We start from the raw sequence: 22,592 nt of genomic DNA, 5'->3' as shown, positions 1-22,592 counted from the left end.
TTACATGTTCAAGACAGAAGTTTTTGATTTTAAATTTATTCTTACTCAGCGTCAGTAGTCTCTTCTTTTTGCATTGATTTAGAATGTAACTTTTTCTCTATGAATTTACCTACTAACCAGAAAAGCGCAATACATATTCCTACTACAATTGTTTTCGTTGGATTTTGAGCAAATGATACAATACTAGATCCTATATAAGAAATTGAAAATATCATAACAGATTTACCAAGCAATACCGCTAAAATAAACTGATACATATTTATTTTCGATAAGCCTGCTACAACATTAATAACAGAGGATGGCGAAAATGGAAAGCACAAGAGCAAAAACAATGGTCCAAATCCGTGTCTTTCTAGCCAGCCTGTTACTCTATTTACTTGTTTATTCTTGCGGATCTTCACAAAGATTTTTTTGTCCCCTAAATTTCTAACAATCAAGAATACAATTATAGCACCTGCACTAGAACCTGCCCATGAAAACAAAAAACCTTCCAGTAAACCATAAGCTGCAGCATTTGCCATTACAAATACAACTAATGGTAAAAAGGGAAGAAAAGCTTCTATAAATGGTAACAATATTCCGGGTAATGGCCCTAAGCTTTCATAATTCTTTAGTAATTCCATTATGTACTGATCGAGTTCATCATTTCTAGCAGCATTCTGCCAATCTGTTATAATACTAAACAAATTCATCCAGTAAATCTCCTCATCAAGGCCTTTATATGTACTAACTTTATTTTAATAGAATTTCCCTGTTATGAAAAGCTTTAACCAAGTTTCGTTCACTTATAAACGTTTTTAATACAAAAAATAAGCCTCTACCCTTCCTTAATCAATTAATTAATATACATTCCTGTTTATTATAGTACATTAGCATACGTTAACGTTTCTCCACATTTTTTTGCTTTTCAGTGTATTTTTTGCTTATTTTGGCGTATAATAGAACAAACGTTCCTAAAATGGAGGGTAACTTATGCGCTATCTGACAGATGAAGAATTAAACATAGCTACTCGCTTTCTTTTTCTCTCGATGGCAATTGTCGTGATACAGCAAGATATAGGAAGCATCCAAAAGGGTCCCTTTAAAATAAAGGAACCATATATTCAGCTTTTGGAAAAGATGAATTCCAATGCCTTGACAGAGCGCCGACAATTACGTTCTACAATGGAAAAGAAAAAGCTTAAGGTAATGCTTTTAAATAAAAATGATTCCTTTTCTTCCTACCTTTTTATATGCAAAGGAAAAGAGGAAAAGCGAAATTACTTTAACCCAGCTATTCGAAAAAAAGTGCAAGAAATAGTACAGGAAATTATGTGGAAGTCCTTGTCCCCGGAACAGTCTTTGGTTGCTGCAAATGCCTGATTCGATTGTCTAATAAGTAACGAAATTGTGCGGTTCGATGTATTTGATTCATTACTGATCCATAGGAAGCGTCTAAAATAATCCGCTTTCCATTCCTGAAGATAATTTCAGTAGTTTCATTGGTCGCACGGCTGACATGTTCAATATGGGAATGGGCAATCCATGAGCATTTTGCATTTGTTGGAGATGTTGTCGGGAAGAAATACATGCCACTGGAAGGATCAATCGATATTGGGGCCTTATGGGTAATTCCACAAATATCTCGCGTCCCGTCTTGTCTGCCCTTAAGACTGGAACCGAAGAACTTACAGGCATGATCGATGAGTTTGCTAGGAGGTTGTTCTACCATATATTCTGCTTCTTCCTCTAGAACAACAGTATGTACAATTCCTTTTGCATCTTTTTCTGCAACAACTGCAAGGGTGCATGGGGTAATTTCGTGTAACGGGGAGTAAAATTCATCTATTAGCATGATAATCATCCTTTCATTTCGATATGAAAGGGTGAGGCTTATATGTATTAATGTAGCAAAAAAATCACTAAATTGATACATATAACAGCCATTTTTCAACAAAATTCACTTTTAAAGCTTTATTCCTTCTCATTTCCATGATTTTGGGAAATATTTCCATATACTGCTTCTTTTTCTAGCTTCAAATCCCTGTGATATGTCTCTTTTGCTAGGAGAAAATCGGGATTTAAAAACGTAAATGTATTTAATTCTGGGATATCTTCTTTTCTAACCATTTCATCCCTCCTTAGAATAAAGTATGGAGTATTTTCCATTTTTTCATACAAGTATACTAAAAACACTTCAAAGTTAGATACTGACACTAACGTTTGAAGTGTTTTAACTTTAGGGATATATTTTTATTAATAAAGTAAGTTAACGAGGTCTTCTTTCGAAATTTTACCTAAATAATGTGCTACATCAATATCTTTTAATGCTTCTTCAATAGCATTTTTATCATGACGTACACCGATCAATTTATTTTCTAGATCTTTTACTTCTCCAAGACCAAAGAAGTCTCCATAAATCTTACAGTTTTCAATTATACCTTTGTTTACATCTAGGCGGACATCCAATAAACCAGATGGAAACTTATGAGATGCTTGTACATTAAAGGCAGGTGATTTTCCATAATTCCATTCCCATTTTTGGTAACGTTCTTCTGAGATTTTGTGAATATTATTCCAATCTTCTTCTGTTAATTCATAGCGTGGAACATCCTTCACATCTTCTACCTGGAAAATATGCTTTAATATACGCTCTTTAAATTCTTCCATTGAAATTTTCTCTTCAAGAAACTCAGAAATATTAGCAACACGGCTTCGGATAGATTTAATTCCTTTGGATTCAATTTTCTCCTTTTTCACCTTTAAAGCTTTAACGACATTTTCAATTTCTGAGTCCAGCATCAATGTCCCGTGACTGAACATACGTCCTCTTGTTGAGAACATCGCATTACCAGAGATTTTACGCCCTTCTACAACGACATCATTTCGTCCTTGAAGCTCTGCGGGAACACCCAATTCATTTAACACCTCAATAACTGGCTTTAGGAACTTTGCAAAGTTATGAAAGCTTTCTCCATCATCTTTTGTAATGAAACTAAAGTTTAAGTTTTGTTCATCATGGTAAACTGCTCCACCACCCGAAAGACGACGAACTACTTTAATACCGTTCTTCTCAACGTATTCTGTGTTAATTTCTTCAATAGTATTTTGGTTTCTGCCAATAATGATAGAAGGCTTATTAATATAGAACAGTAGGTATGTATCCTTCTCACCAAAGTTTTGCAAAATGTATTCCTCTATTGCTAAATTTATCATTGGATCTGTAATACCTTGGTTATCTATAAATTTCATGATAATCCCCCTTCTAATAATGACTAATTTCTACATTAAGTTTATCGAAAAAGAATATTGTAAGCAAAGATTAACCCTTAACTCTCCCAGGTAACTCCCTCTGCTGCTAAACGAATTTTCCCACTAAAAATGGCTGATGCCTGCTGTACTAAATCTTGATGATTACCGTACTGTGGTAAATGACTCAAAATAAGCTCTTTCACCTTTGCTTCCTTGGCAATAGAGGCTACTTCCACACATGTCATATGCCCCGCTCCTGAACCATCTTGGTCAGCATAGAAATTGCTATCTGCGACTAACAGATCAGCATCTTTACAAAATGGAATCCATTCATTCTGGAAGCTAGTATCTGCTGTATAAACAATAGATTTCTCTCCATCGGTTATCCGCATTCCATAGCATGGAACAGGATGCTTTGTTTTCAAAAAAGTAATTGAAAATGGTCCGATGTCTATTAAGCCGGTTGGATCATATGCAATGCCCTTTGTATAGTCATGTGTTAATTTGGCAAAAGCATCTTTATCTTCGGTATGTCCATAAATAGGTAAGATATCTTTCTGATTACGGACAAGCGATTTTACAAGCCTACCATATTGCAAGACACCAACATCAGCAATATGATCCTCATGATAATGCGAAAGAATAACAGCATCAATATCCATAATATCCTTATATTTTTGTAATCGTGATATAGCTCCACTTCCAACATCTATCAGAAGTGTGAAGTCATCCTTTTCCAATAGATAGGCTGATGTTGCACTTTCTGGAGCTGGAAAGGCTCCCCAATAACCAATGATTGTTAACTTCATTTTCTAACCACCTCAATAATTAAAATTGTTGTAACACAGAATTGACCTGAAACATACTGTTATAATACAATAAAAATACCAAGTAAAAGGAGGAACACATATGATTACGAATATCCTTGAGTTTTTCCGAAATCTTCCACCTAAAAAATGTCAGCAATGTGGAAGAAAAATAAATGAGCAAGCTGATTGTTATATTAACATTTGCGAAGAATGTGATCATCCAGCTAGATAACTCAGACTACGGATGACAACCATTTGTATTCCTACACAATTGTACGCCTTTCACAGATTGGAAACAACCTTTGCGCAATGCTAGGTTGTTAATTTTTTTGTTAAGAGTCCCCCCTACTCTTTGTCTTCTTATTTTTTTCCCTTAGATCAACCAAAAGTTACTCTATTAAAAAATATCTGAAAAAATAATACCCATCTCCCTAAAATTGTATTATAATATTTAGACTACCGAAATATTATTTGGAGAAAGGGGATCTATATATGACAACTGCAACATCTAAAAGACTATTACGTGCCGAGGTACCAGAGGAACAAAAGTGGGATTTAACGGATTTATTTTCGAGCACGGAAGCTTGGGAACAAGAGCTACAAGCAGTGCAAGATGAAATTACCGAGGTTACACAATATAAAGGGAAACTTGGTTCTAATGCGAAAACTTTATTAAACTGTCTAACCACGCTAGAAAACTATCAAGAACGTTTAGTTCGTGTTGGTACATATGCGAGTTTAAAGTCTAGCGCTGACGGAAGTGATCCAGAAAACCAGCGAGATGCTGCAAAAGTATCTTCTGCCATGGCTAGTATTGGTGCCAAGCTCTCTTTTATTAAATCCGAACTATTAACTTTATCCAAAGAAAAAATTGAAGAATTTTTAAATGACGAAAAAGAATTACAAACATATCAAAAAATGCTTGAGGATATTTTGGAAGAAAAGCCTCATACATTAGCTCCAGAAATAGAGGAAACGCTAGCCGCATTAAGTGAAGTCCACGGATCTCCATATATGCTATACAGCCGTAGTAAAGCATCTGATATGGTGTTTGACTCCATCTATGATGAAGCGGGCAATGAACTTCCAATGTCTGCCGCATTATATGAAGATCGTTATGAGCTTGAAGCAAACACGAAGCTAAGACGTGACGCATATGAATCATTTACAAAGACATTAAACCAATATAAAAATACATTTGCTGCAAACTACGCAACTGAGGTTACCAGACAAGTAACTATGGCTCGTTTACGAAACTATAATTCTGTTACAGATATGTTATTAGCACCACAGCAAGTTACAAAGGAAATGTATCAAAATCAATTAAAGGTCATTCAAGCAGAGCTAGCACCGCATATGCGTCGTTATGCAAAGCTAAAAAAAGAAAAACTAAACTTAGACGAAATGAGATATTGTGATTTAAAAGCACCACTAGATCCAGAATTCAATCCAAAAACAACTTATGAAGAAGCAAAAACGGTAATTTTAGATGCACTTAAGGTAATGGGTCCAGAATACCTAGAAATCATGGAAAAAGGATTAAATGATCGTTGGGTAGATTTATCTGACAATGTAGGAAAAGCAACGGGTGCATTCTGTTCTAGCCCGTACGGAGTACATCCATATATTTTAATTACATGGACAGATACAATGCGAGGCGCGTTTGTACTTGCACACGAATTAGGCCATGCGGGACACTTCTATCTTGCAGGAAAAAATCAATCCTTAGTAAATACGAGACCTTCAACATACTTCGTTGAAGCACCATCGACACTGAATGAATTGCTTCTTGCCAATCATTTGATGAATGGTACCGATGATAAGCGAATGAAACGTTGGGTTATTACGCAGCTATTAGGTACATATTACCACAACTTCGTTACACATTTGCTAGAGGGAGAATATCAGCGTCGTGTTTACGAATTAGCTGAAGCTGGTACTCCTTTAACTGCAACAGTATTAAATCAACAAAAGCGCGAGGCTCTAGAAAACTTCTGGGGTGATTCCGTTTTATTTGATGAAGGTGCTGGTTTAACCTGGATGCGCCAACCTCATTATTATATGGGACTTTATCCATATACTTACTCTGCTGGATTAACTGTATCCACTGCAGTTGCAAAGCGTATTCAAGAAGAAGGAAAGCCAGTAGTTGACAGTTGGTTAAACGTTCTTCGAGCAGGAGGCACATTAAAACCACTAGAACTAATTAAACAAGCTGGAGTCGATATGGCAAAACCAGATGCCATTCGAGAAGCAGTTGCTTTTGTCGGATCATTAATAGATGAACTAGAGAATAGTTACGAATAAAAATATTTTTGAAATAGCCTAGTCGAGGACTAGGCTATTTTTTGTGTAATTAATTGGATTGATTACATTCTCAAGTATATGTAGATGCTCAGTGAACTTCTATGGTTCATTTCAATCTCAGTTTCCTTCTGAAATGATGTTTATTGCACTTCTATGCTTCGTTTCACCCTTAGTTTCCTTCTAAAATGATGCCTAGTGCACTTCTATGTTTCATTTCAATCTCAACTTCCTTCTAAAATGATGCCTAGAGCACTTCTATGTTTCATTTCAATCTCAACTTCATTCTGAAATGATGCCTAGAACACATCTATGTTTCATTTCAATCTCAACTTCCTTCTGAAATGATGCTTAGTGCACTTCTATGCTTCGTTTCACCCTAGACTTCCTTCTGAAATGATGCCTAGAACACTTCTATGTTTCATTTCAATCTCAACTTCCTTCTAAAATGATGCCTAGAGCACTTCTATGCTTCATTTCATTCTCAACTTCCTTCTAAAATGATGACTAGAGCACTTCTATGCTTCATTTCATTCTCAACTTCCTTCTGAAATGATGCCTAGAGCACATCTATGCTTCATTTCATTCTCGACCACCTACCGGAAATGATGTTTAGAGCAAATTACAAAAATAAAAAAACCACGGTATCAACAATCTCCGTGGTCAACTGTAACATTATTTATATGGATAAATATTTCCGAACTTGCTCTACTGCCTTTTCTGCTTGCTCTATACAATCTGGAATACCGACCCCATTGAAGGAACTACCTACAAAATAAACACCTGGTAGATGTTCACTGGCCTCTTTACGGGCTTTGGCAATTCGTTCCATGTGACCAACAGTGTATTGGGGCATTACATTCCTCCACCGAGAAATAACACTAAACTCTGGCATAGCTGTTATATTCATTGTTTTGTTTAAATCTTTTAGTACTAGTTCAACTAAGTCTTCATCAGGTAGATCTACTACCTCTTGATCACTTGGTCTACCTACATAACAACGGATCAATGCTTTACCTTTTGGTGTGCTGGAAGGCCATTTTTTGTGTGTCCATGTACAAGCGGTAATTCGGAAATCACTATTCCGTGAAACAACGAATCCTGTTCCATCGATATCCTGTTTAATAGCCGATTGTTCAAAGGCTAGCGCAACGTTTGCTACAGAGCTTGAAGGAACATTTGAGAAACCCTGTAGAAAATCGTACTGGCTAAACATTTTGGGTAATGTTTTATGTGGCGTAGTAGCAATTACCGCTACTGCTTTTATCACATCACCACTACTTAATAAAACATGGTAACCGTTATCCTTTTTCTCGATATGGTCTACAGCATTATTTAACAAAATGGTCCCCTCATCTAACTTCTCGACTAATTTGTGAACCATTGTTTCTAGGCCATTTTTGAACGAAAAAAATGCACCAGGGGGGTTACCTTTTTCTTTTGTTTTCACAGGCTTTGGCATCGTTTGTTTTAATCCTTTGATTAAACTACCATAGTTTTGCTCTAATTGATAAAAATGCGGAAATGTTGCCATTAAACTCATCTCATCAATATCGCCGGAGTAAATTCCAGATAATAATGGTTCAATTTCGTTTTCCACTAATTCATTTCCAAACCGACGTCGCATAAAAGCCCCTAAGGATTGATCTACACTCGCATCCCCTTTTCCTTTAACAAGATCAAGTAATGCTCTAAGTTTTCCAAATGGAGATACAAGTCCTGTTTTTAAAAAAGGACCAATTTGCATTGGCACACCCATAAATGCTCCTTTTGGCATTTTATGTAGCTTTCCTTGAACTAAAATATAGGATTGTCCAGTTCCATTACGAATGACTTCATCTTTTAACCCTAGTTCTTCAACAAGCTTCATACCTGGCTTCTTTCTTGCAATCATGGAATCTGGACCACGTTCGATGGTAAATCCATCCTGTTTATGTGTGATAATCTTTCCACCTAAGCGATCACTTGCTTCAACCAGCTTCACTTCGTAGGGCAATGCTTCTTCTTTTAATGCCTTTTGCATATAGTAGGCAGCGGTTAAACCAGTGATCCCACCGCCTACTATAACAATTGTTTGCTTATCCATTACGCATCACGCTTTACTCGATTTTGAACAACCTTCGCTAATGTCTCAATAAATAGTGGATGTGTATTTGGCATAGGAGGACGATAGTAGCTCGCTCCTAGTTCATCACATACAACTTTACACTCGTAATCATTATCGTATAGCACTTCTAAATGGTCTGCGATAAATCCAACAGGGGTATAGACAAATGTGCGGTATCCTTTTTCTTCATAAAGGGAACGAGTAAGGTCTTGTACATCAGGTCCTAACCATGGATCAGGAGTATTTCCTTCACTTTGCCAACCTAGCTCATAATTCGTAATACCGGCTTTATCTGAAATTAATTTCGCAGTTTCTGCCAATTGATCTGGATATGGATCGCCATTTTGTAAAATTTTCTCTGGAAGACTATGAGCGGATACTACTAATACTGCTTTTTCTCGCTCCACGTCAGACATTTTTGCATAAACTTCCTGAATCCGATCAGCCCAATATTGAATAAATCCTGGTGCATCATACCAGCTTTCAACAGATTTTATTTCAATACCGTATTTAGCTGCTTCCTCATGAGCACGCGTATTATAGGATTTTACGCTAAATGTTGAATAATGCGGTGCTAGTACAATAGAAACAGCCTCTTTAATACCATCTTTTCCCATTTCCGCTACAGCATCTTCTATAAAAGGTGAAATATGTTTTAGTCCAATATATGCTTTAAACTCATATTCATCTTGTATTTCATTTAGTTTTGCTTCTAGTGCTTTTGTTTGTTCTTCAGTAATTTTAGCAAGAGGAGAAGTACCTCCAATCGCTTTATAGCGATCTTTTAAATCCTGTAACTGTTCATCAGAAGGCTTTCTTCCGTGACGAATATGCGTATAATAAGGTTCAATATCTTCTTCCTTATACGGTGTGCCATAAGCCATCACTAGTAGTCCTATTTTCTTTTTTTCCATTTTCTACACCTCTTCATGTCAGTTTTAATTTATTATCTTGCTGAATACGTGTGAATTAAATCTGTAAGTTTTTTCAAAGTCTCTGGATGAATATCCGGTGTGACACCATGTCCAAGATTAAATACATGACGACCATCTTTCATTGATTGATCAAGAATCTCTTTTGTACGCGATTCAATCGTATCCCAATCAGCTAGTAAAATTGCTGGATCAAGATTTCCTTGTAACACCTTTGTAACTCCAAGCTCTCTTGCCTCTTTTATGGATGTCCTCCAATCAAGACCTATTACATCAAGAGGTAGCTCATTCCATTCTAATAAAAGATGACTTGCCCCAACACCGAACATAATCAGTGGTACACCCTCATTTTGTAGTTCACTAAAAATTCGATGCATGACTGGTTTTATATAAGTACGATAATCCTTAGCATTTAAAGCGCCAACCCATGAATCAAAGATTTGAACTGCTTTAACACCAGCCTTAATTTGGGCCTTTACATAAGTAATCGTCATATCTGCAAGCTTATCCATCAATGCAAACCAGGCATCTGAATGAGCATACATAAATGCTTTTGTCTTGCCATAATTCTTCGATGGACCACCTTCAATTAAATAGCTTGCGATCGTGAAAGGTGCTCCACTAAATCCAATAAGAGGAACCGTCAACTGTTCAGTAGTAAGTAGCTTAATTGTGTCCAATACATATGGTACATCCTTTTCAGGATCAATTGTGCCTAAAGCTTCAACATCGTGAAAACCCTTTATCGGATTTGCTATGACTGGTCCGATCCCTGCCTTAATGTCTACATCAATACCTATTGCAGGTAAAGGAGACATAATATCCTTATACAGAATAGCAGCATCCACATTGTACATTTCTACAGGTAATCTTGTAACATATGCACAAATTTCGGGCTGATGTGTAATTTCAAACAAAGAATATTTTTCCTTAAGTTTGCGATATTCAGCCTGTGATCGGCCCGCCTGTCTCATAAACCAAGCAGGTGTGTAGTTTGTTGCTTCACCTTTATAAGCGCGAATAATAGTGTCATTTAGCTTCATTTTCTCACCCTTTTGGAAGTTCTAGCAGTGAACATTCCTTATTCCTTTATGTATTTGCTATTACTTAAAATTAGTCCTAAATACGATTAATTCCATCCTCTACTATACCTATTTCAAGGTTTGATGTATAGCAAGATACCTACTTTGTCATGAATTTGTCTAATTTGCGATTACTACAGAATAAGAATGAAACAATGTTATTATTACCTGGGAAATAATGTCCAATTTTGTCGAATAGCTAACATTATAGAAGCGAGTGATTACTTGTAAACATTCTTTAATTGTTTCTGTTATAATTGCAACCATAGTTCGGTAAAATAAAGGAAGAGAATAACAATTAGGACTGCCGCTTATTTACGTCTGCATCATACATATTATACGATAATTAAATACAATACCCAAATGATAGGCATTACTAAATAATAATTAATACAAAGAGAGGAGAGGTTATATGAATGCCTATATGACAAATGGAACAGTTGATTTCCTAAAAAAAATAGAGGAGAAATATCCCTCTATACGCTTTCACTTTATGTCTGGCTCTGTCAATGATGTTGCATATTATGAGGGTAACAAAAAACTATTTGTTGCTGGGAGAGAATATGAAATTATCATTCAAACAGGAGAAATAAGAGATAAGGGGTATATTGTCATGAATCATATCCCTGTTACAGATGAAGGTAGACCTGTCTTTGAAGATAACTTTAAGAAAAGAAAGCATGTGGCTGAACATTATGATGGATTCCAAGCATTCCGTCTATTAAAGCCTAGGAAAGGTAATACATATGTTGTACTTACCCAATGGCAATCTAAGGTGAGCTACGAGAAGTGGAAAAACTCAACAGACTTCAAAAAGTCACATGTCAATATCAAACCACCTGCTTACTTCGCAGATCGCCCTTTTGTCCATACATACAATATGATTGAAAAAGACTGACATGTTTCTAAAAGAATAGAAGAGACAGCACCTTAACCTTGTGTTGTTTAGGTGTCTGTCTCTTCACATGCTACTTGTTCTTTAGCACATATTCCTCAAAAAACGCTTTATATTCCTCTTCTGTTTTTTGTCCCTCTAATCGGCGTACCTCTTTACCATCCTCATAATAGACAAGAGTTGGTGTTGACTTAATCCCAAATTGGGGAACGGCAGTAGAAAATTCTAACAGATTTAGCTTTTTCATATCAACATTCATTTTCTTAGCTAGCGGGGCTAAATATGGTGTTGTTTTTTGACAGTAAACACAAGTTGGGCTGTAGTAATAAACTGTCATTGGCTTTCCACTCTCAACTTCTGCTATTAAATCCTTAGGCAAAATTTGATTATCGTAGTTTGGATCTTTTAATTGGTCAATTGTTGCTTGTTCCAAATCAGTCGTTCCATATGGGTTATTTGCTTCTAAAGCTTTATCATTTTTATAATCTATCACAAAATATAAAGCAAAAAATAACACGACAATAACACCGATAATAATTAGCATTTTCTTTTGCATGGTTATTTCCCCCTAGCCTGTTTAATTAATAGTATATGTAAAACAAAAATCAAAATAAAGGCTGTCCCTGCCAAAAATGGAATGGTTATAAAACCAAAATAATTCACATATTGAAAGTTACAAGGAACAAGTCCACAAGCTCCACCAGTTTCACTTAGAGCTGGTAATTTCTGAATTAGATAATGATATGTAGAAACACAAATGCCTATTCCGCTCATAATTAACCCCGGAAGTGCTATGGATATATTTTTCTTTAGTATTGCGGTACCGTAGATCACGATGAGTGGATACATTAATATCCGCTGGTACCAGCATAGCTCACATGGTTCATATCCCATCACTTCCGAATAAAACAAACTACCTGCTGTAGCAATAATTGCTATACCCCATATTCCAAGCAAGATATTTTCTTGTTTTTTCGTTTGATTCATTTAGGAATCTCCTCACCCTTGTTTTGATTTTTCCCTAGTATTATACTAGGAATTTTTACAAAAAACAAAAAAGAGGGCTTACCCCTCTTGCTTCAAAAGATGATTTTTATGCACATAAACTGCTGCCTGTGTTCTATCATGCACCTCAAGTTTTGCCAAAATATTACTTACATGCGTTTTTACAGTCTTAATGCCGATATACAATTGTTCACTAATCTCTTGATTTGTCATCCCATTTCCAATACATAAAAGAACTTCCATCTCACGATCTGTTAATTCATCATGTGGTTTACGCTGTTCTTTTCGAAAACTGGTCATCATTTTACTAGCAACCTTTGGCTCTATAACATTTTCACCTTTCGCCGCTTTCTTTATAGCGGAAACAATTTCATCTGCTGACGAGGTCTTTAATAAATAACTAAATGCCCCAGCCTCTAATGCAGGGAATACTTGTTTATCATCATAAAAACTAGTAAGAATAATAATTTTACAAGCTGGATATTCTTTCATTACTTGTTTAGTAGCATCAATACCTGTACCATCATCCATCATCAAATCCATAAGCACCACTTCTGGTCTTTCACGGAGTATTAATTTCGCCCCTTCATTCCCACTATCAGCTTGACCAATTACTTCAATTTCTGGATCTGTATTTAAATAGGCGATAATACCTTTTCGCACTATTTCATGATCATCTACTACAGCAACTCGAATCATTTAACATTCCTTCCCCTCATATTCATTTACTATCTTATTTTTTAACAAGGTATCCGTATATCAATATATGTTCCTTCATCGACATTAGATCGAATTGTGAAAGTACCGCCAAGCTCTTCACTTCTTTCTTTCATGGTTTTTAAGCCATAGGAAGTCTTCTTCTCCTGATCCTGTAGTAAGTCAAAGCCTTTGCCATTATCGGCAATATGGAGGAATAACTCTTCCCCCTTTTTATTTGCTTCGATCTTCACCTCGGTTGCATAGGCATGACGGAGTATATTGGATAAGGATTCTTGAATGATACGAAATACATGCTCTTCCGTTACAGCAGGTAGTTTTAGTGTATCCTCAATGGAAACTTGAAAGCGGATTTGCGATTTTTGCTGTAGTTCTTCAACAAGCTTCTTAATCCCTATTGGTAATGGGTTCCCTGATAAATGAACAGGTCTTAGATGGAGTAATAATGCCCTCATTTCTGTTTGTGCCTGATTAGCAGCACTTGCTACTTCAATCATTTGCTCCTTAGCAAGGGCCGGTTTGTTTTCAACTTGCCTTATTGCAGCTTCGGACATCATTGCTAATGCAAACAACTGTTGACTTACTGCATCATGCAAATCCCTGGCTATTCGCTGTCTCTCTTCAATCACAGCGGATTTATGTGCTGATTTTGCAAGCTCGGCATTTTCATCTGCCAACCTTTGTAAAGATTTCACTTGATTCTGTAACTTCTCCCCAAGCTCGTTTAATTCTCTTCCAATTCTATTAAGCTCATCTCCTTCATCAATATAGATGCGAGATTGATAATTTCCATTCGCATACTGGGTAATAAGAACAGAGAGATAATCCATCTTCTGTTTTAAATCACCACTGGAACGGAAGCCAACATAAATGGAAACGAAAAAAGCAATAACAATATAAAGTCCGATAAATAGAAAAATACTATTTGCTGTTAGCCATTTAGGGCTAATTAACACAAAAATTGATAGTAAAATTGCTAATATCGTCACAAAGGTTAAAAACAACCCATTAAGATGTGACACTATATAACTATATCGGATACTGGAAAACCGTTTCTTCACCTCATATCCCCCTATACAAGATCAACTCGTATTGACCCAGCCTTTAATTTTAATGTGAAGTTTAATTTTCTTGTTGCAGTATCATAATTAGGTGTTACATAACTGAGAGATCGATTAATGCCATCAACAGTTTGACCAACAATATCAATATCTCCCGCTTTAACTGATGCCTTAATTTGGAATTCTATGTTTTCAGGTATTAAGATATGCACATCGCCAGCAAGTGCATTAACAGTAATTGGAATTTCCTTTTCAGGTATATATGCTTTAGAGAAATCATAATAGAAATCCCCCGCCAATGTCTTAATTGTTGTAGGCTCTACTTTCCAGTTCGGCTTATTAAACTCATGATTTCCTACTGTAAAAAAAGAACTATTACTATATTCAGCATCAATAACTTCTTCATGATTGCCTTTTTTCTGAATTATTATCTTTGGTTTAAACGAATTTCCAATAAACAGAAAGCCAAAATAAATAATTAGAAGTGGCCATAACTTAAATACATCACCAAAGGAAAAAGTGATTATGTCAAATCGGTCCAATAAAAGCAATGATCCAAAGATAAAGAAAAATGATCCCCAGGCGTAGCTTCCACCACGATGCTTCATACGGTCTATCATCCATTTTATTCCAAATAGGATAAATAATGAAGGATAAATATACCCCCATGCGTCTCTTCCGTTAAAATCCATCACACCTATATTTTCTAAAACTAAAACGACGCCAAAGCCAATTAGTAAGACGGCTATTAGAAATCGAAAGAATCCAATTTTCACCCTTGTTCTCTCCCTTGTGATAATGTAAAGCTAAGTAACTTTTTATTTTTTAATAAGTTATAAACGGCAATTAATGTTACAACGAAACCACTAACAACAATAATCGCTTGTATTGGTACATTTGCTGCAATTAAGGATGATGTAACAATATAGGATACTGGAGTTAATCCAGTCGAAACGGTCATAAACATACTCATCATTCTACCTAGCATATGCTTTTCTGTAGTTTGCTGTAGCATGGTAATTAAAGGTATATTGATAATTTGCGTCAGTACTGACATTAGGGCAACAAGTCCTGCCATCATAAAAGTGTTAGCAGATAGCCCAGTTATACTAAACGATATTCCTAACCCAATTAAACTCATAATTACTGCTTTACCTGGTCTCTTTAATTTCCAGCTAGCGAGTAAGATTGCTCCTGCTAGTGCACCAACCCCCATTGATGTCTGAATCGTTGCGAGGCTTGCTGCATTTCCATCAAATACATCCTTAACAATAACCGGCATTCCAATTGCTATTGGTCCAGAGAAAAAGAAGTTTAGGAAAAACGCCATGATTACAACCGAAATAACAAGTTCGTTCTTCCGCGCATATTGAAATCCTTCCTTTAAATCGGTTAGTGGTGCAGGCTTTCTAACCTCCTCCTGCCTTTCTATCTTCAAACGAATGAACAATACTGCTAAAGAAGAAATAAATAACATGATAAACGCTACGGAATAAACACCAGCAAATCCTAATAAAGCAATTAATGTACCACCTAAAGCAGGACCCAAAATTGGACTTATTTGATTTGTCATCTGTATAAATGAATTTCCACGTTGCAGCTGATCATCTTCTAGTAATGTTGGAACTAATGAATTCATTGCTGGATAACTAAAAGCATCAGATATTCCAAATAATCCAGATAACACTAACAAATGCCAAATAGCTACAGTATCAGTCCAAATTAATAGAATTAATATTCCAATTAATAACGCCCTAGAAAAGTCAGACCAGAATAAAATAGTACGTTTATTCAGCCGATCCGCAAATAATCCTCCGACAACAAGTAGAATTAATCGTGGAATGGCTGCTACAAAAAACAACATCCCAAAATAAAAACGATTATCTGTAATACTTAGCATCAGCCATTCCGTACCTATTAAATATACAAAATATCCTGGTGATGAAAATATCGCACTTATTAATAGTAGAACAAAGTTACGATTATGAAATATGGGGACCTTCACATTCTCTTTCTTACTAACAGCATTCATTTTAAATGCTCCCTTCTCCTAAGGTTGTTAACTATATAGTAGACAATTTCGGAGATTGGAAAAACCATCTCTAGAATGCTTTTCACTCCGTCTCAAGACGGATATCTCTTTTTTTGGATATATTCAAAGAAATAGATAACACTTATCATGCAAATATACCCAAACACGAATCCTGCTATCACATCTGTTAAATAATGAACATTTATCAAATACCTACTAATTCCAATTAAAAATGCGACAAATGCAAAAAATACTTGGATTGAAAATGATAGCATTTTCGAATTTATCTTTTGTACTAGAAAATATGCAAGGAGACCATAGCAGACAATTGAAACCATTGCATGTCCTGATGGAAAACTCTCCCCCACTGCATTTGCTGCTACTAGTATTGTAGGTCTCTCTCGATGGATGAATAATTTGAACACCCCATTTAATTCATGTGTCACACAAATAGCTGTAAAATATAATATTCCTGGGAGCCAATCTCTATATATAACGATGAGAACAATTGCCATGATACCAGCAAAAGGATAGACAAACTCTTTAGAGCCTAGATTCGTTACAGAAAGGAAAAAATAATATATTTCAGTATGAGCGAGCCTATGAACTAGCTCTCTTGACATCTGGTCTATATAAGGTACTTTCCCATGAAAAATATCCATGATCCATACGCCAATCATCATTAATACCATGATAAAGAAAATTACAGAGATAATTTTCCGCTGAGCCAAATACTAATCCTCCCATTACTATGTATTCTTAATTACCATGATAGCCTATTTAATCATTATTAAAAATCATTTTTTCATATATAATAGTAAAAAAGAAAAGGGGTGGAGTAATGCTACAAGAAATACATAATGCGATTGATGCTGTATATCCTGAGATGCTTGAAACTCGACGGTATCTCCATCAATATCCAGAGCTCTCCTTCAAGGAATTTAAAACAGCGAAGTACATAGCGGATTTTTACGAGAAAATAGGTATACCATATCAAAAAAATGTAGGTGGTAACGGTATTGTTGCTACATTAAAAGGAAGGAAGCCTGGAAAAACCATTGCGCTACGAGCCGATTTCGATGCTTTACCAATTCAAGACGAAAAGGATGTGCCATATAAATCTAAAATTGATGGGGTGATGCATGCTTGTGGACATGATGGACACACCTCAACTCTACTATATTTAGCAAAGGTTATGAAATCCTATCAAGAAGAACTACCTGGTACCATTGTGTTTCTTCACCAGCATGCCGAGGAATATGCACCAGGGGGCGCCAAACCGATGATTGATGCTGGAGCCTTAAAAGATGTTGATGCTGTTTTCGGCACCCATTTATGGGCCACTACCCCTCTTGGTTTTATTCAAACAGCTAAGGGAGTACTAATGGCTGGAGCGGATCGGTTTGAGATTGTTATACAAGGCCAAGGGGGACACGGTGCCTATCCTCATGAAACAAAGGATTCCATTGTCATCGGATCGCAAATCGTTACACAGTTACAGCAAATAATCAGCCGAAGACTAGACCCACTAGAGACAGCAGTTATAACAGTAGGCATTTTTGAGGCGGGTAATGCTTTCAATATTATTGCAGATACAGCTAGATTAATAGGTACTGTGCGTTATTTGAATACGGAGATCCAAGATAGAATAATTAAAGAAATGGAGAAAATTATTAAAGGAATTTGTATAGCCAATGGATGCAACTACACATTTAACTATGAAAAAGGCTATCCGCCAGTGATTAACCATGATAAAGAAGCTGAATTAGTAATGAAGGTTAGTCAAAAACTTGCTGAAGTTGAAACGGTGGAAGAAATAATTCCTGTTATGGGTGGAGAGGATTTTGCCTATTATTTACTTGAGAAGCCGGGAGCATTTTTCTTCACAGGTGCAGAGAAGGAAGGAAATCGTTATCCACACCACCATCCACACTTTGATTTCGATGAACGAGCAATGCCTATTGCAGCGAAAACGTTAATTAGTGCTTATTATGCTTATCAAGAAGAATAATTGCCTCGTAAATTAGTTCATACCCAAAAGTCAGCATCAATAATCTGACTTTTGGGTTTCAAGATGGAAAAGTATTTATGTTGCTGAGAATGGTTTTCTATTAAATTACCATAATCAACTCTTTGATAAATTTAAGGATAACAGCATTAAATATACTTTGAAATAGTCACAAAACATAAAAGGGTGGCCCTTTATTCTTCTCAAAAGGACTACCCTTACTGTATTATACAAGCTTGTGCTTTACATACCCATTCGTAAACAAATATACAAATAGAATTCCACCAACAAGTGTTATGGCAAATCCTAAAAATGCTTGTGTAAAAAGAAAGACGATTGCATAGAGTATAGTCTGAATCATTGCTAGCTGAACAAGCCATTTTATTAGTGCTGTCTTTCGTTGTTCGACGTCAACTGGATATAAATCTAACCACATAATTGTACGATGATGCTGATATAGTGTCATCATTTGGAAGCTACTCATATATAGAAATAAAATCGCGAAAAGAATCTTGATCCAGATATTTGGAATGTAATAAATAAATAGCCCACCAATTACAATTAAACGAATATACATCGACATATAATCGCCACCGCGAATAAAGGTAATACGGTACAAATAGTCATACGTATTCTTCCTATCAAATGGGATTCTCTTTTCAACGAAGGATACGAGCCAGTGTCGTGGTCTAATTCGATTCTTCAAATGTGGTACATCTGTGAATAGATTAGCAAATCGATAAAAGGACTGCATACGATGTTGATCTTTTTCTACTAATAATTCCCAAGCAAGACCAGCTTGTTTTCTAGAAAGACCGAGGTCATAAAGAAAAATAATGACAAAAAGAATCGTTGTTATTCCCGCGATAACCATTTCCCCACTTATAAGAAAGTAAAATACGGCAACATTTAATACAAAGCGTGCAGCTTGATCTGTGTAACGGATATTTTTATCCCGTATCTTTAACATCCACCAATTTGCGAATAAATTCCACAATTTAAAAATTAGCACAACCAAAATAGTAAAAAGATATACTCTTCCCTCACGCTCTGGAAATGATGCAAAATATAATGGTCCAAATGCTGCAACTACAAGTGCAACAATATATAGTTGAATGACAAAGCTATAGATAAGGGCATTTCGAAAATAAGCACTCATTTTATGCTCAGCAGCAATTAAAAAGACGAGATCTGGCTCTTTTAACAAGGTTCGTACAGGACTATAGCTCACAACAATTCCGAAAACGATTCCCATTAACCAAGCTGTTGGGAAATTTTCTGGTATATTAGCTAACCACTGCTGATAATAATATGCTGCTGCCGCAATGAAAAACAGCATGGCGAAAGCAATATGTCCATTAAAGATATATTTTAAATATCTGCTAGTATCCTTTATATGAGTGCTAAATCGCTTCATAAAAAAGTCATGTGAGTTAAACATGGCTATCTTCCTTTGTTAGCTGAACATAGAGATCATCCAGCGTAGCCTTTGGCATATCAAATTGCTCTCGTAAATCCTCTAATGTTCCATAGGCTCTAATTTCCCCATCATGAAGAATTACAAACCTATCACAATATCGTTCAGCAGTAGCTAATATATGAGTAGACATAAGGATACCAGATCCATTTACTTTCATCTTATTCATTAAATTCAAGTACGATTGTATGCCAAGCGGATCAAGTCCCACAAATGGCTCGTCCACAATATAAAGTGGTGGTTCAATAAGAAATGCACACATTATCATCACCTTTTGACGCATTCCCTTGGAAAAATGCACTGGAAACCACTTTAGTTTTTTCTCCATTCGAAATTCCTTTAACAATATTTCAAGCCTCTTCTCAAACAGTTCCTCGGGAATATCATATGCCATTGCCGTTAAACGCAAATGCTCATATAAGGTTAACTCATCGTAAAGAATCGGCATCTCTGGAATATATGCTAATTGATTTCGATAGATTTTCGGGTTTTCCTTGAAGGTCGTACCATTAATAGATATTGACCCTTTTTTCGGCTGCATTAACCCAATGATATGTTTAATGGTCGTACTCTTCCCAGCACCGTTTAATCCGATTAAACCAACTATTTCTTTTTGGTTCACGTCAAAAGATATGCCATGAAGAACATTTTTATGGGTATAGCCCCCAACCAAATCTTCAATATGTAATAACGGTTCCACAAAGCTCTCCCCCCTAGATTTTCACTTGTTAAAATTTTATCATTAATACATTTAAAATCCAAAAGAAACTCCCATTAAGATTTTCGACATTTTTCTACTGTGATGCATAGAATTTAGATATTTGTTCAAAATAATAGTGTAGGGTCGAGGATTATTCACTGTAATCCATTTTGTTCAACAAAAATGAGGTGTTAGCGTTGGAAATTATTGAAGATGCTTCACTAAAAAATTTGTTATAAAACAAATGGGGTGTTGGTGAAAGATAATCTAATGCTATAAAACCCTTTTGTTAGAAGATATCTCAACGCCAAGGGATACTAACAAAAAGGTTTTTGTAAAAAAACCAGTAATTTGCATAAGCGAATAACAAGGTCATTTACAAGTCCCCACATTAGTATTATCCCCGACTCTACACAAAACAGGCTTGCCATTTAGGCAGCCTGTTTCTTTTTTTGTTTTAGAAGTTGGGTTTGAAGCAAATGTTCTTTAACTAAAACAACATACTTTCCTTTACTTTTACACGCCCAACTAATTACAATAGAAGAAAAAGTCAGGAGTTGGTAATATGGCACATGAAGATTGTATATTTTGTAAAATAATTGCCGGAGAAATTCCTTCTGCAAAGGTGTATGAGGATGATTATGTGTATGCATTCCTTGATATTAGTCAAGTAACAAAAGGACATACATTAGTCATTCCAAAGATTCATACGAAAAACATTTATGAAACTCCTAGTGAAATAGCAAGTGAGCTATTTGCACGCATTCCCAAAATCGCAAATGCAATTAAAGAAGCTTATCAACCAGCTGGATTGAATTTGTTGAATAATAATGAACCAGCTGCAGATCAATCTGTCTTCCATTTACATATTCATTTAATTCCTCGTTATGGCGAGGGAGACGGCTATTCGGCAAATTGGAAAGTTCATACCAATGAATATAAACAAGAGGATTTACAACGAATTGCGGCAGATATTAATAAGGAAATTAAGTAGTCAAAAATAACTAACAATTATAAAATTGTACTTTTTATTTTAAATAATGTTTGATATAATTTAAGTAAGTTTCTGCAGCTGACAACGAGTGTACAGTTGAGGAACTAAAATAAAGAGCTTAGCAAAGCTTAGTTGAGGAGAGATACAAATGAATACTAGGATTTTAGTAATTCTATCACTTTTAGTGGGGATTGGTGCAGTGCTGCACTTTATCATGCCTCCAATTTATGGTGTTACACCAGACATGATGTTGGCCATGATGTTTATAGGAATTATGCTGTTTCCTAAGCTAAAATATGTGAGTGTACTGGCCATTGCAACAGGTATTTTATCTGGATTAACTTCGAATGCACCAGGTGGACAAATTGCTAACATCATTGAAAAACCGGTAACGGCACTGATTTTCTTTGCTTTATTTCTATTAGTGAAAGATCGGTTAAATAGTAATATCGCTGCACCTGTGCTAACTGCGGTTGGAACCTTGATAAGTGGGTCAATTTTTCTAAGTCTCGTATTTTTTGTTATTGGCCTAATGGATGGAGCATTTTTATTTGCTTTTACAACTGCTGTTTTACCAGCAGCCGGACTAAATACTGTCTTAATGGTAATTATCTATCCGGTCGTCCAACAAATATTGAAACGTTCAAAGCCAATTACAGTTTAATGATTTGTACGTTAATCCTCTGGCGTTCACTTGTCAGAGGATTTTTTAAACCGATAGTAATTTATCCATGCGGCAAATTTCCGTACAGACTAGAATACTAAACATAAAATAGAGAAAACCAGGAAAAAATATAGTAAGTGGGAAAGGAGCGGTAAAGTATGGCAAGTGGTAAATCATTGTTTTTAGGAATTTTAGTAGGAGGTGTTGTAGGTGCCACCGCAACATTATTAAGTGCGCCTACATCTGGAAAAGAACTACGAACCAAGGTAATGAATCAAGGTATTGAGTGGAAGGAATTATTAGAGAAGCTAAAGCTAGACAGTTTACGTTTGAAAAATCAGCTTGCAGCAACATCTAAGGAAGGCGTTTCCCTAATTAAAGAATTAACACAGGAAATGAAAAGCTCCGTTGTCGAATGGAAGGAATCAGTTGAGCCACATCAACATAATATCCATCAATACTTAGAACAAATAGAATCCAGTTTGAAGGATTTGGAAGAAAAAGTACAAAAGGGTTAAGTTTACACAGCATAACTTAACTTTAATGAGGTTCCACACTACTGATACAATAACAT

At 35.8% G+C, this 22,592-nt stretch carries 25 protein-coding genes; 8 read left to right on the top strand and 17 right to left on the bottom strand.

What is annotated here, in order from left to right:
- Positions 1 to 41: 41 nt before the first annotated feature.
- Positions 42 to 692, bottom strand: a complete 651-nt coding sequence (locus KI338_RS01700) for a TVP38/TMEM64 family protein (protein WP_212919240.1) — start codon at positions 690 to 692, stop codon at positions 42 to 44.
- A 280-nt stretch (positions 693 to 972) separates the two neighbouring features.
- On the opposite strand from KI338_RS01700, the gene KI338_RS01695 reads away from it, so the two are divergent.
- The gene (locus KI338_RS01695) at positions 973 to 1,362 is read left to right on the top strand and encodes a YhjD family protein (protein WP_212919239.1); all 390 of its coding nucleotides are present in this window, start codon (positions 973 to 975) and stop codon (positions 1,360 to 1,362) included.
- Here KI338_RS01695 and KI338_RS01690 read toward each other — a convergent pair.
- The 4 genes from KI338_RS01690 to KI338_RS01675 all read right to left on the bottom strand — a co-directional run bounded on the left by KI338_RS01690 (position 1,310) and on the right by KI338_RS01675 (position 4,040).
- The gene (locus KI338_RS01690; RefSeq protein WP_212919238.1) at positions 1,310 to 1,834 is read right to left on the bottom strand and encodes a competence protein ComK; all 525 of its coding nucleotides are present in this window, start codon (positions 1,832 to 1,834) and stop codon (positions 1,310 to 1,312) included. The genes KI338_RS01695 and KI338_RS01690 overlap by 53 nt on opposite strands.
- A 119-nt stretch (positions 1,835 to 1,953) precedes the next feature.
- A complete protein-coding gene (locus KI338_RS01685; RefSeq protein WP_212919237.1) occupies positions 1,954 to 2,109 on the bottom strand; it encodes a hypothetical protein in 156 nt (51 codons plus the stop codon).
- 126 nt (positions 2,110 to 2,235) lie between these two features.
- Entirely contained in the window at positions 2,236 to 3,231 is a 996-nt protein-coding gene (lplA, locus tag KI338_RS01680) for a lipoate--protein ligase (RefSeq protein WP_212919236.1), read from the bottom strand.
- Between the two features lie 77 nt (positions 3,232 to 3,308).
- Positions 3,309 to 4,040 (bottom strand): MBL fold metallo-hydrolase, encoded by a 732-nt coding sequence (locus KI338_RS01675; RefSeq protein ID WP_212919235.1) that lies wholly within the window; start codon positions 4,038 to 4,040, stop codon positions 3,309 to 3,311.
- Positions 4,041 to 4,140: 100 nt separating this feature from the next.
- Here KI338_RS01675 and yhfH point away from each other — a divergent pair, with 100 nt between their 5' ends.
- Complete coding sequence (yhfH, locus tag KI338_RS01670; protein WP_212919234.1) at positions 4,141 to 4,272, top strand: protein YhfH; 132 nt, start codon at positions 4,141 to 4,143, stop codon at positions 4,270 to 4,272.
- Between the two features lie 260 nt (positions 4,273 to 4,532).
- On the top strand, positions 4,533 to 6,347 hold the full coding sequence (pepF, locus tag KI338_RS01665; RefSeq protein ID WP_212919233.1) for an oligoendopeptidase F: 1,815 nt from the start codon (positions 4,533 to 4,535) through the stop codon (positions 6,345 to 6,347).
- A 676-nt stretch (positions 6,348 to 7,023) separates the two neighbouring features.
- Here the strand turns inward: pepF and hemY are convergent.
- The 3 genes from hemY to hemE are packed head-to-tail and all read right to left on the bottom strand — an operon-like array spanning position 7,024 to position 10,426.
- Positions 7,024 to 8,430 carry a protoporphyrinogen oxidase gene (gene hemY, locus KI338_RS01660; RefSeq protein WP_212919232.1) on the bottom strand — a complete coding sequence of 469 codons (1,407 nt, stop codon included), beginning with the start codon at positions 8,428 to 8,430 and terminating at the stop codon, positions 7,024 to 7,026.
- Positions 8,430 to 9,365, bottom strand: a complete 936-nt coding sequence (gene hemH / locus KI338_RS01655) for a ferrochelatase (protein WP_212919231.1) — start codon at positions 9,363 to 9,365, stop codon at positions 8,430 to 8,432. Before hemH ends, hemY begins: the two co-directional genes overlap by 1 nt.
- Positions 9,366 to 9,397: 32 nt before the next feature.
- Positions 9,398 to 10,426 carry a uroporphyrinogen decarboxylase gene (gene hemE / locus KI338_RS01650; protein ID WP_212919230.1) on the bottom strand — a complete coding sequence of 343 codons (1,029 nt, stop codon included), beginning with the start codon at positions 10,424 to 10,426 and terminating at the stop codon, positions 9,398 to 9,400.
- A 451-nt stretch (positions 10,427 to 10,877) separates the two neighbouring features.
- Between hemE and KI338_RS01645 the strand changes: the two genes are divergently transcribed.
- A complete protein-coding gene (locus KI338_RS01645) occupies positions 10,878 to 11,363 on the top strand; it encodes an antibiotic biosynthesis monooxygenase family protein (RefSeq protein WP_212919229.1) in 486 nt (161 codons plus the stop codon).
- Positions 11,364 to 11,433: 70 nt separating this feature from the next.
- Here KI338_RS01645 and KI338_RS01640 read toward each other — a convergent pair whose 3' ends face one another.
- The 7 genes from KI338_RS01640 to KI338_RS01610 form a co-directional block, all read right to left on the bottom strand.
- Entirely contained in the window at positions 11,434 to 11,916 is a 483-nt protein-coding gene (locus KI338_RS01640) for a thioredoxin family protein (protein ID WP_212919228.1), read from the bottom strand.
- A 2-nt stretch (positions 11,917 to 11,918) separates the two neighbouring features.
- Positions 11,919 to 12,347 carry a disulfide oxidoreductase gene (locus KI338_RS01635; protein ID WP_212919227.1) on the bottom strand — a complete coding sequence of 143 codons (429 nt, stop codon included), beginning with the start codon at positions 12,345 to 12,347 and terminating at the stop codon, positions 11,919 to 11,921.
- A 78-nt stretch (positions 12,348 to 12,425) separates the two neighbouring features.
- Positions 12,426 to 13,064: a response regulator gene (locus tag KI338_RS01630; RefSeq protein WP_212919226.1), complete on the bottom strand. Its 639-nt coding sequence runs from the start codon at positions 13,062 to 13,064 to the stop codon at positions 12,426 to 12,428.
- Positions 13,065 to 13,105: 41 nt separating this feature from the next.
- Positions 13,106 to 14,143, bottom strand: a complete 1,038-nt coding sequence (locus tag KI338_RS01625) for a sensor histidine kinase (RefSeq protein ID WP_212919225.1) — start codon at positions 14,141 to 14,143, stop codon at positions 13,106 to 13,108.
- Positions 14,144 to 14,154: 11 nt separating this feature from the next.
- Positions 14,155 to 14,919 carry a cell wall-active antibiotics response protein LiaF gene (liaF, locus tag KI338_RS01620; protein WP_244853277.1) on the bottom strand — a complete coding sequence of 255 codons (765 nt, stop codon included), beginning with the start codon at positions 14,917 to 14,919 and terminating at the stop codon, positions 14,155 to 14,157.
- Positions 14,916 to 16,175, bottom strand: coding sequence for an MFS transporter (locus tag KI338_RS01615; protein ID WP_212919224.1), 1,260 nt, complete (start codon positions 16,173 to 16,175; stop codon positions 14,916 to 14,918). The genes liaF and KI338_RS01615 overlap by 4 nt, the downstream gene beginning before the upstream one ends.
- Before the next feature lie 92 nt (positions 16,176 to 16,267).
- Complete coding sequence (locus KI338_RS01610; RefSeq protein ID WP_244853274.1) at positions 16,268 to 16,906, bottom strand: phosphatase PAP2 family protein; 639 nt, start codon at positions 16,904 to 16,906, stop codon at positions 16,268 to 16,270.
- Positions 16,907 to 17,016: 110 nt separating this feature from the next.
- Between KI338_RS01610 and KI338_RS01605 the strand changes: the two genes are divergently transcribed.
- Positions 17,017 to 18,186, top strand: a complete 1,170-nt coding sequence (locus KI338_RS01605) for a M20 metallopeptidase family protein (RefSeq protein ID WP_212919223.1) — start codon at positions 17,017 to 17,019, stop codon at positions 18,184 to 18,186.
- A 223-nt stretch (positions 18,187 to 18,409) separates the two neighbouring features.
- Here the strand turns inward: KI338_RS01605 and KI338_RS01600 are convergent, their stop codons facing one another.
- Both KI338_RS01600 and KI338_RS01595 read right to left on the bottom strand, forming a co-directional pair.
- Positions 18,410 to 19,624 carry an ABC transporter permease gene (locus KI338_RS01600; protein ID WP_212919222.1) on the bottom strand — a complete coding sequence of 405 codons (1,215 nt, stop codon included), beginning with the start codon at positions 19,622 to 19,624 and terminating at the stop codon, positions 18,410 to 18,412.
- Complete coding sequence (locus KI338_RS01595; protein ID WP_212919221.1) at positions 19,617 to 20,360, bottom strand: ABC transporter ATP-binding protein; 744 nt, start codon at positions 20,358 to 20,360, stop codon at positions 19,617 to 19,619. The genes KI338_RS01600 and KI338_RS01595 overlap by 8 nt, the downstream gene beginning before the upstream one ends.
- Before the next feature lie 565 nt (positions 20,361 to 20,925).
- Here KI338_RS01595 and KI338_RS01590 point away from each other — a divergent pair.
- From KI338_RS01590 to KI338_RS01580, 3 genes are all read left to right on the top strand, one after another.
- Positions 20,926 to 21,354: an HIT family protein gene (locus KI338_RS01590; RefSeq protein WP_212919220.1), complete on the top strand. Its 429-nt coding sequence runs from the start codon at positions 20,926 to 20,928 to the stop codon at positions 21,352 to 21,354.
- A 148-nt stretch (positions 21,355 to 21,502) separates the two neighbouring features.
- On the top strand, positions 21,503 to 22,018 hold the full coding sequence (locus KI338_RS01585; RefSeq protein WP_212919219.1) for a tryptophan transporter: 516 nt from the start codon (positions 21,503 to 21,505) through the stop codon (positions 22,016 to 22,018).
- Positions 22,019 to 22,176: 158 nt separating this feature from the next.
- Positions 22,177 to 22,536, top strand: coding sequence for a YtxH domain-containing protein (locus KI338_RS01580; protein WP_212919218.1), 360 nt, complete (start codon positions 22,177 to 22,179; stop codon positions 22,534 to 22,536).
- Positions 22,537 to 22,592: the final 56 nt, after the last annotated feature.

It is taken from the genome of Ornithinibacillus bavariensis (assembly GCF_018333235.1).
Lineage (GTDB): Bacteria > Bacillota > Bacilli > Bacillales > Amphibacillaceae > Ornithinibacillus > Ornithinibacillus bavariensis.
Note: the sequence above shows the minus strand (reverse complement) of the source record. Positions and strands in the feature narration are given on the sequence as shown.

Coding starts and splice junctions, on each gene's coding strand:
- KI338_RS01700 (WP_212919240.1), bottom strand. CDS start 692: ATGAATTTGTTTAGTATTATAACAGATTGGCAGAATGCTGCTAGAAAT.
- KI338_RS01695 (WP_212919239.1), top strand. CDS start 973: ATGCGCTATCTGACAGATGAAGAATTAAACATAGCTACTCGCTTTCTT.
- KI338_RS01690 (WP_212919238.1), bottom strand. CDS start 1,834: ATGCTAATAGATGAATTTTACTCCCCGTTACACGAAATTACCCCATGC.
- KI338_RS01685 (WP_212919237.1), bottom strand. CDS start 2,109: ATGGTTAGAAAAGAAGATATCCCAGAATTAAATACATTTACGTTTTTA.
- lplA (WP_212919236.1), bottom strand. CDS start 3,231: ATGAAATTTATAGATAACCAAGGTATTACAGATCCAATGATAAATTTA.
- KI338_RS01675 (WP_212919235.1), bottom strand. CDS start 4,040: ATGAAGTTAACAATCATTGGTTATTGGGGAGCCTTTCCAGCTCCAGAA.
- yhfH (WP_212919234.1), top strand. CDS start 4,141: ATGATTACGAATATCCTTGAGTTTTTCCGAAATCTTCCACCTAAAAAA.
- pepF (WP_212919233.1), top strand. CDS start 4,533: ATGACAACTGCAACATCTAAAAGACTATTACGTGCCGAGGTACCAGAG.
- hemY (WP_212919232.1), bottom strand. CDS start 8,430: ATGGATAAGCAAACAATTGTTATAGTAGGCGGTGGGATCACTGGTTTA.
- hemH (WP_212919231.1), bottom strand. CDS start 9,365: ATGGAAAAAAAGAAAATAGGACTACTAGTGATGGCTTATGGCACACCG.
- hemE (WP_212919230.1), bottom strand. CDS start 10,426: ATGAAGCTAAATGACACTATTATTCGCGCTTATAAAGGTGAAGCAACA.
- KI338_RS01645 (WP_212919229.1), top strand. CDS start 10,878: ATGAATGCCTATATGACAAATGGAACAGTTGATTTCCTAAAAAAAATA.
- KI338_RS01640 (WP_212919228.1), bottom strand. CDS start 11,916: ATGCAAAAGAAAATGCTAATTATTATCGGTGTTATTGTCGTGTTATTT.
- KI338_RS01635 (WP_212919227.1), bottom strand. CDS start 12,347: ATGAATCAAACGAAAAAACAAGAAAATATCTTGCTTGGAATATGGGGT.
- KI338_RS01630 (WP_212919226.1), bottom strand. CDS start 13,064: ATGATTCGAGTTGCTGTAGTAGATGATCATGAAATAGTGCGAAAAGGT.
- KI338_RS01615 (WP_212919224.1), bottom strand. CDS start 16,175: ATGAATGCTGTTAGTAAGAAAGAGAATGTGAAGGTCCCCATATTTCAT.
- KI338_RS01605 (WP_212919223.1), top strand. CDS start 17,017: ATGCTACAAGAAATACATAATGCGATTGATGCTGTATATCCTGAGATG.
- KI338_RS01600 (WP_212919222.1), bottom strand. CDS start 19,624: ATGTTTAACTCACATGACTTTTTTATGAAGCGATTTAGCACTCATATA.
- KI338_RS01590 (WP_212919220.1), top strand. CDS start 20,926: ATGGCACATGAAGATTGTATATTTTGTAAAATAATTGCCGGAGAAATT.
- KI338_RS01585 (WP_212919219.1), top strand. CDS start 21,503: ATGAATACTAGGATTTTAGTAATTCTATCACTTTTAGTGGGGATTGGT.
- KI338_RS01580 (WP_212919218.1), top strand. CDS start 22,177: ATGGCAAGTGGTAAATCATTGTTTTTAGGAATTTTAGTAGGAGGTGTT.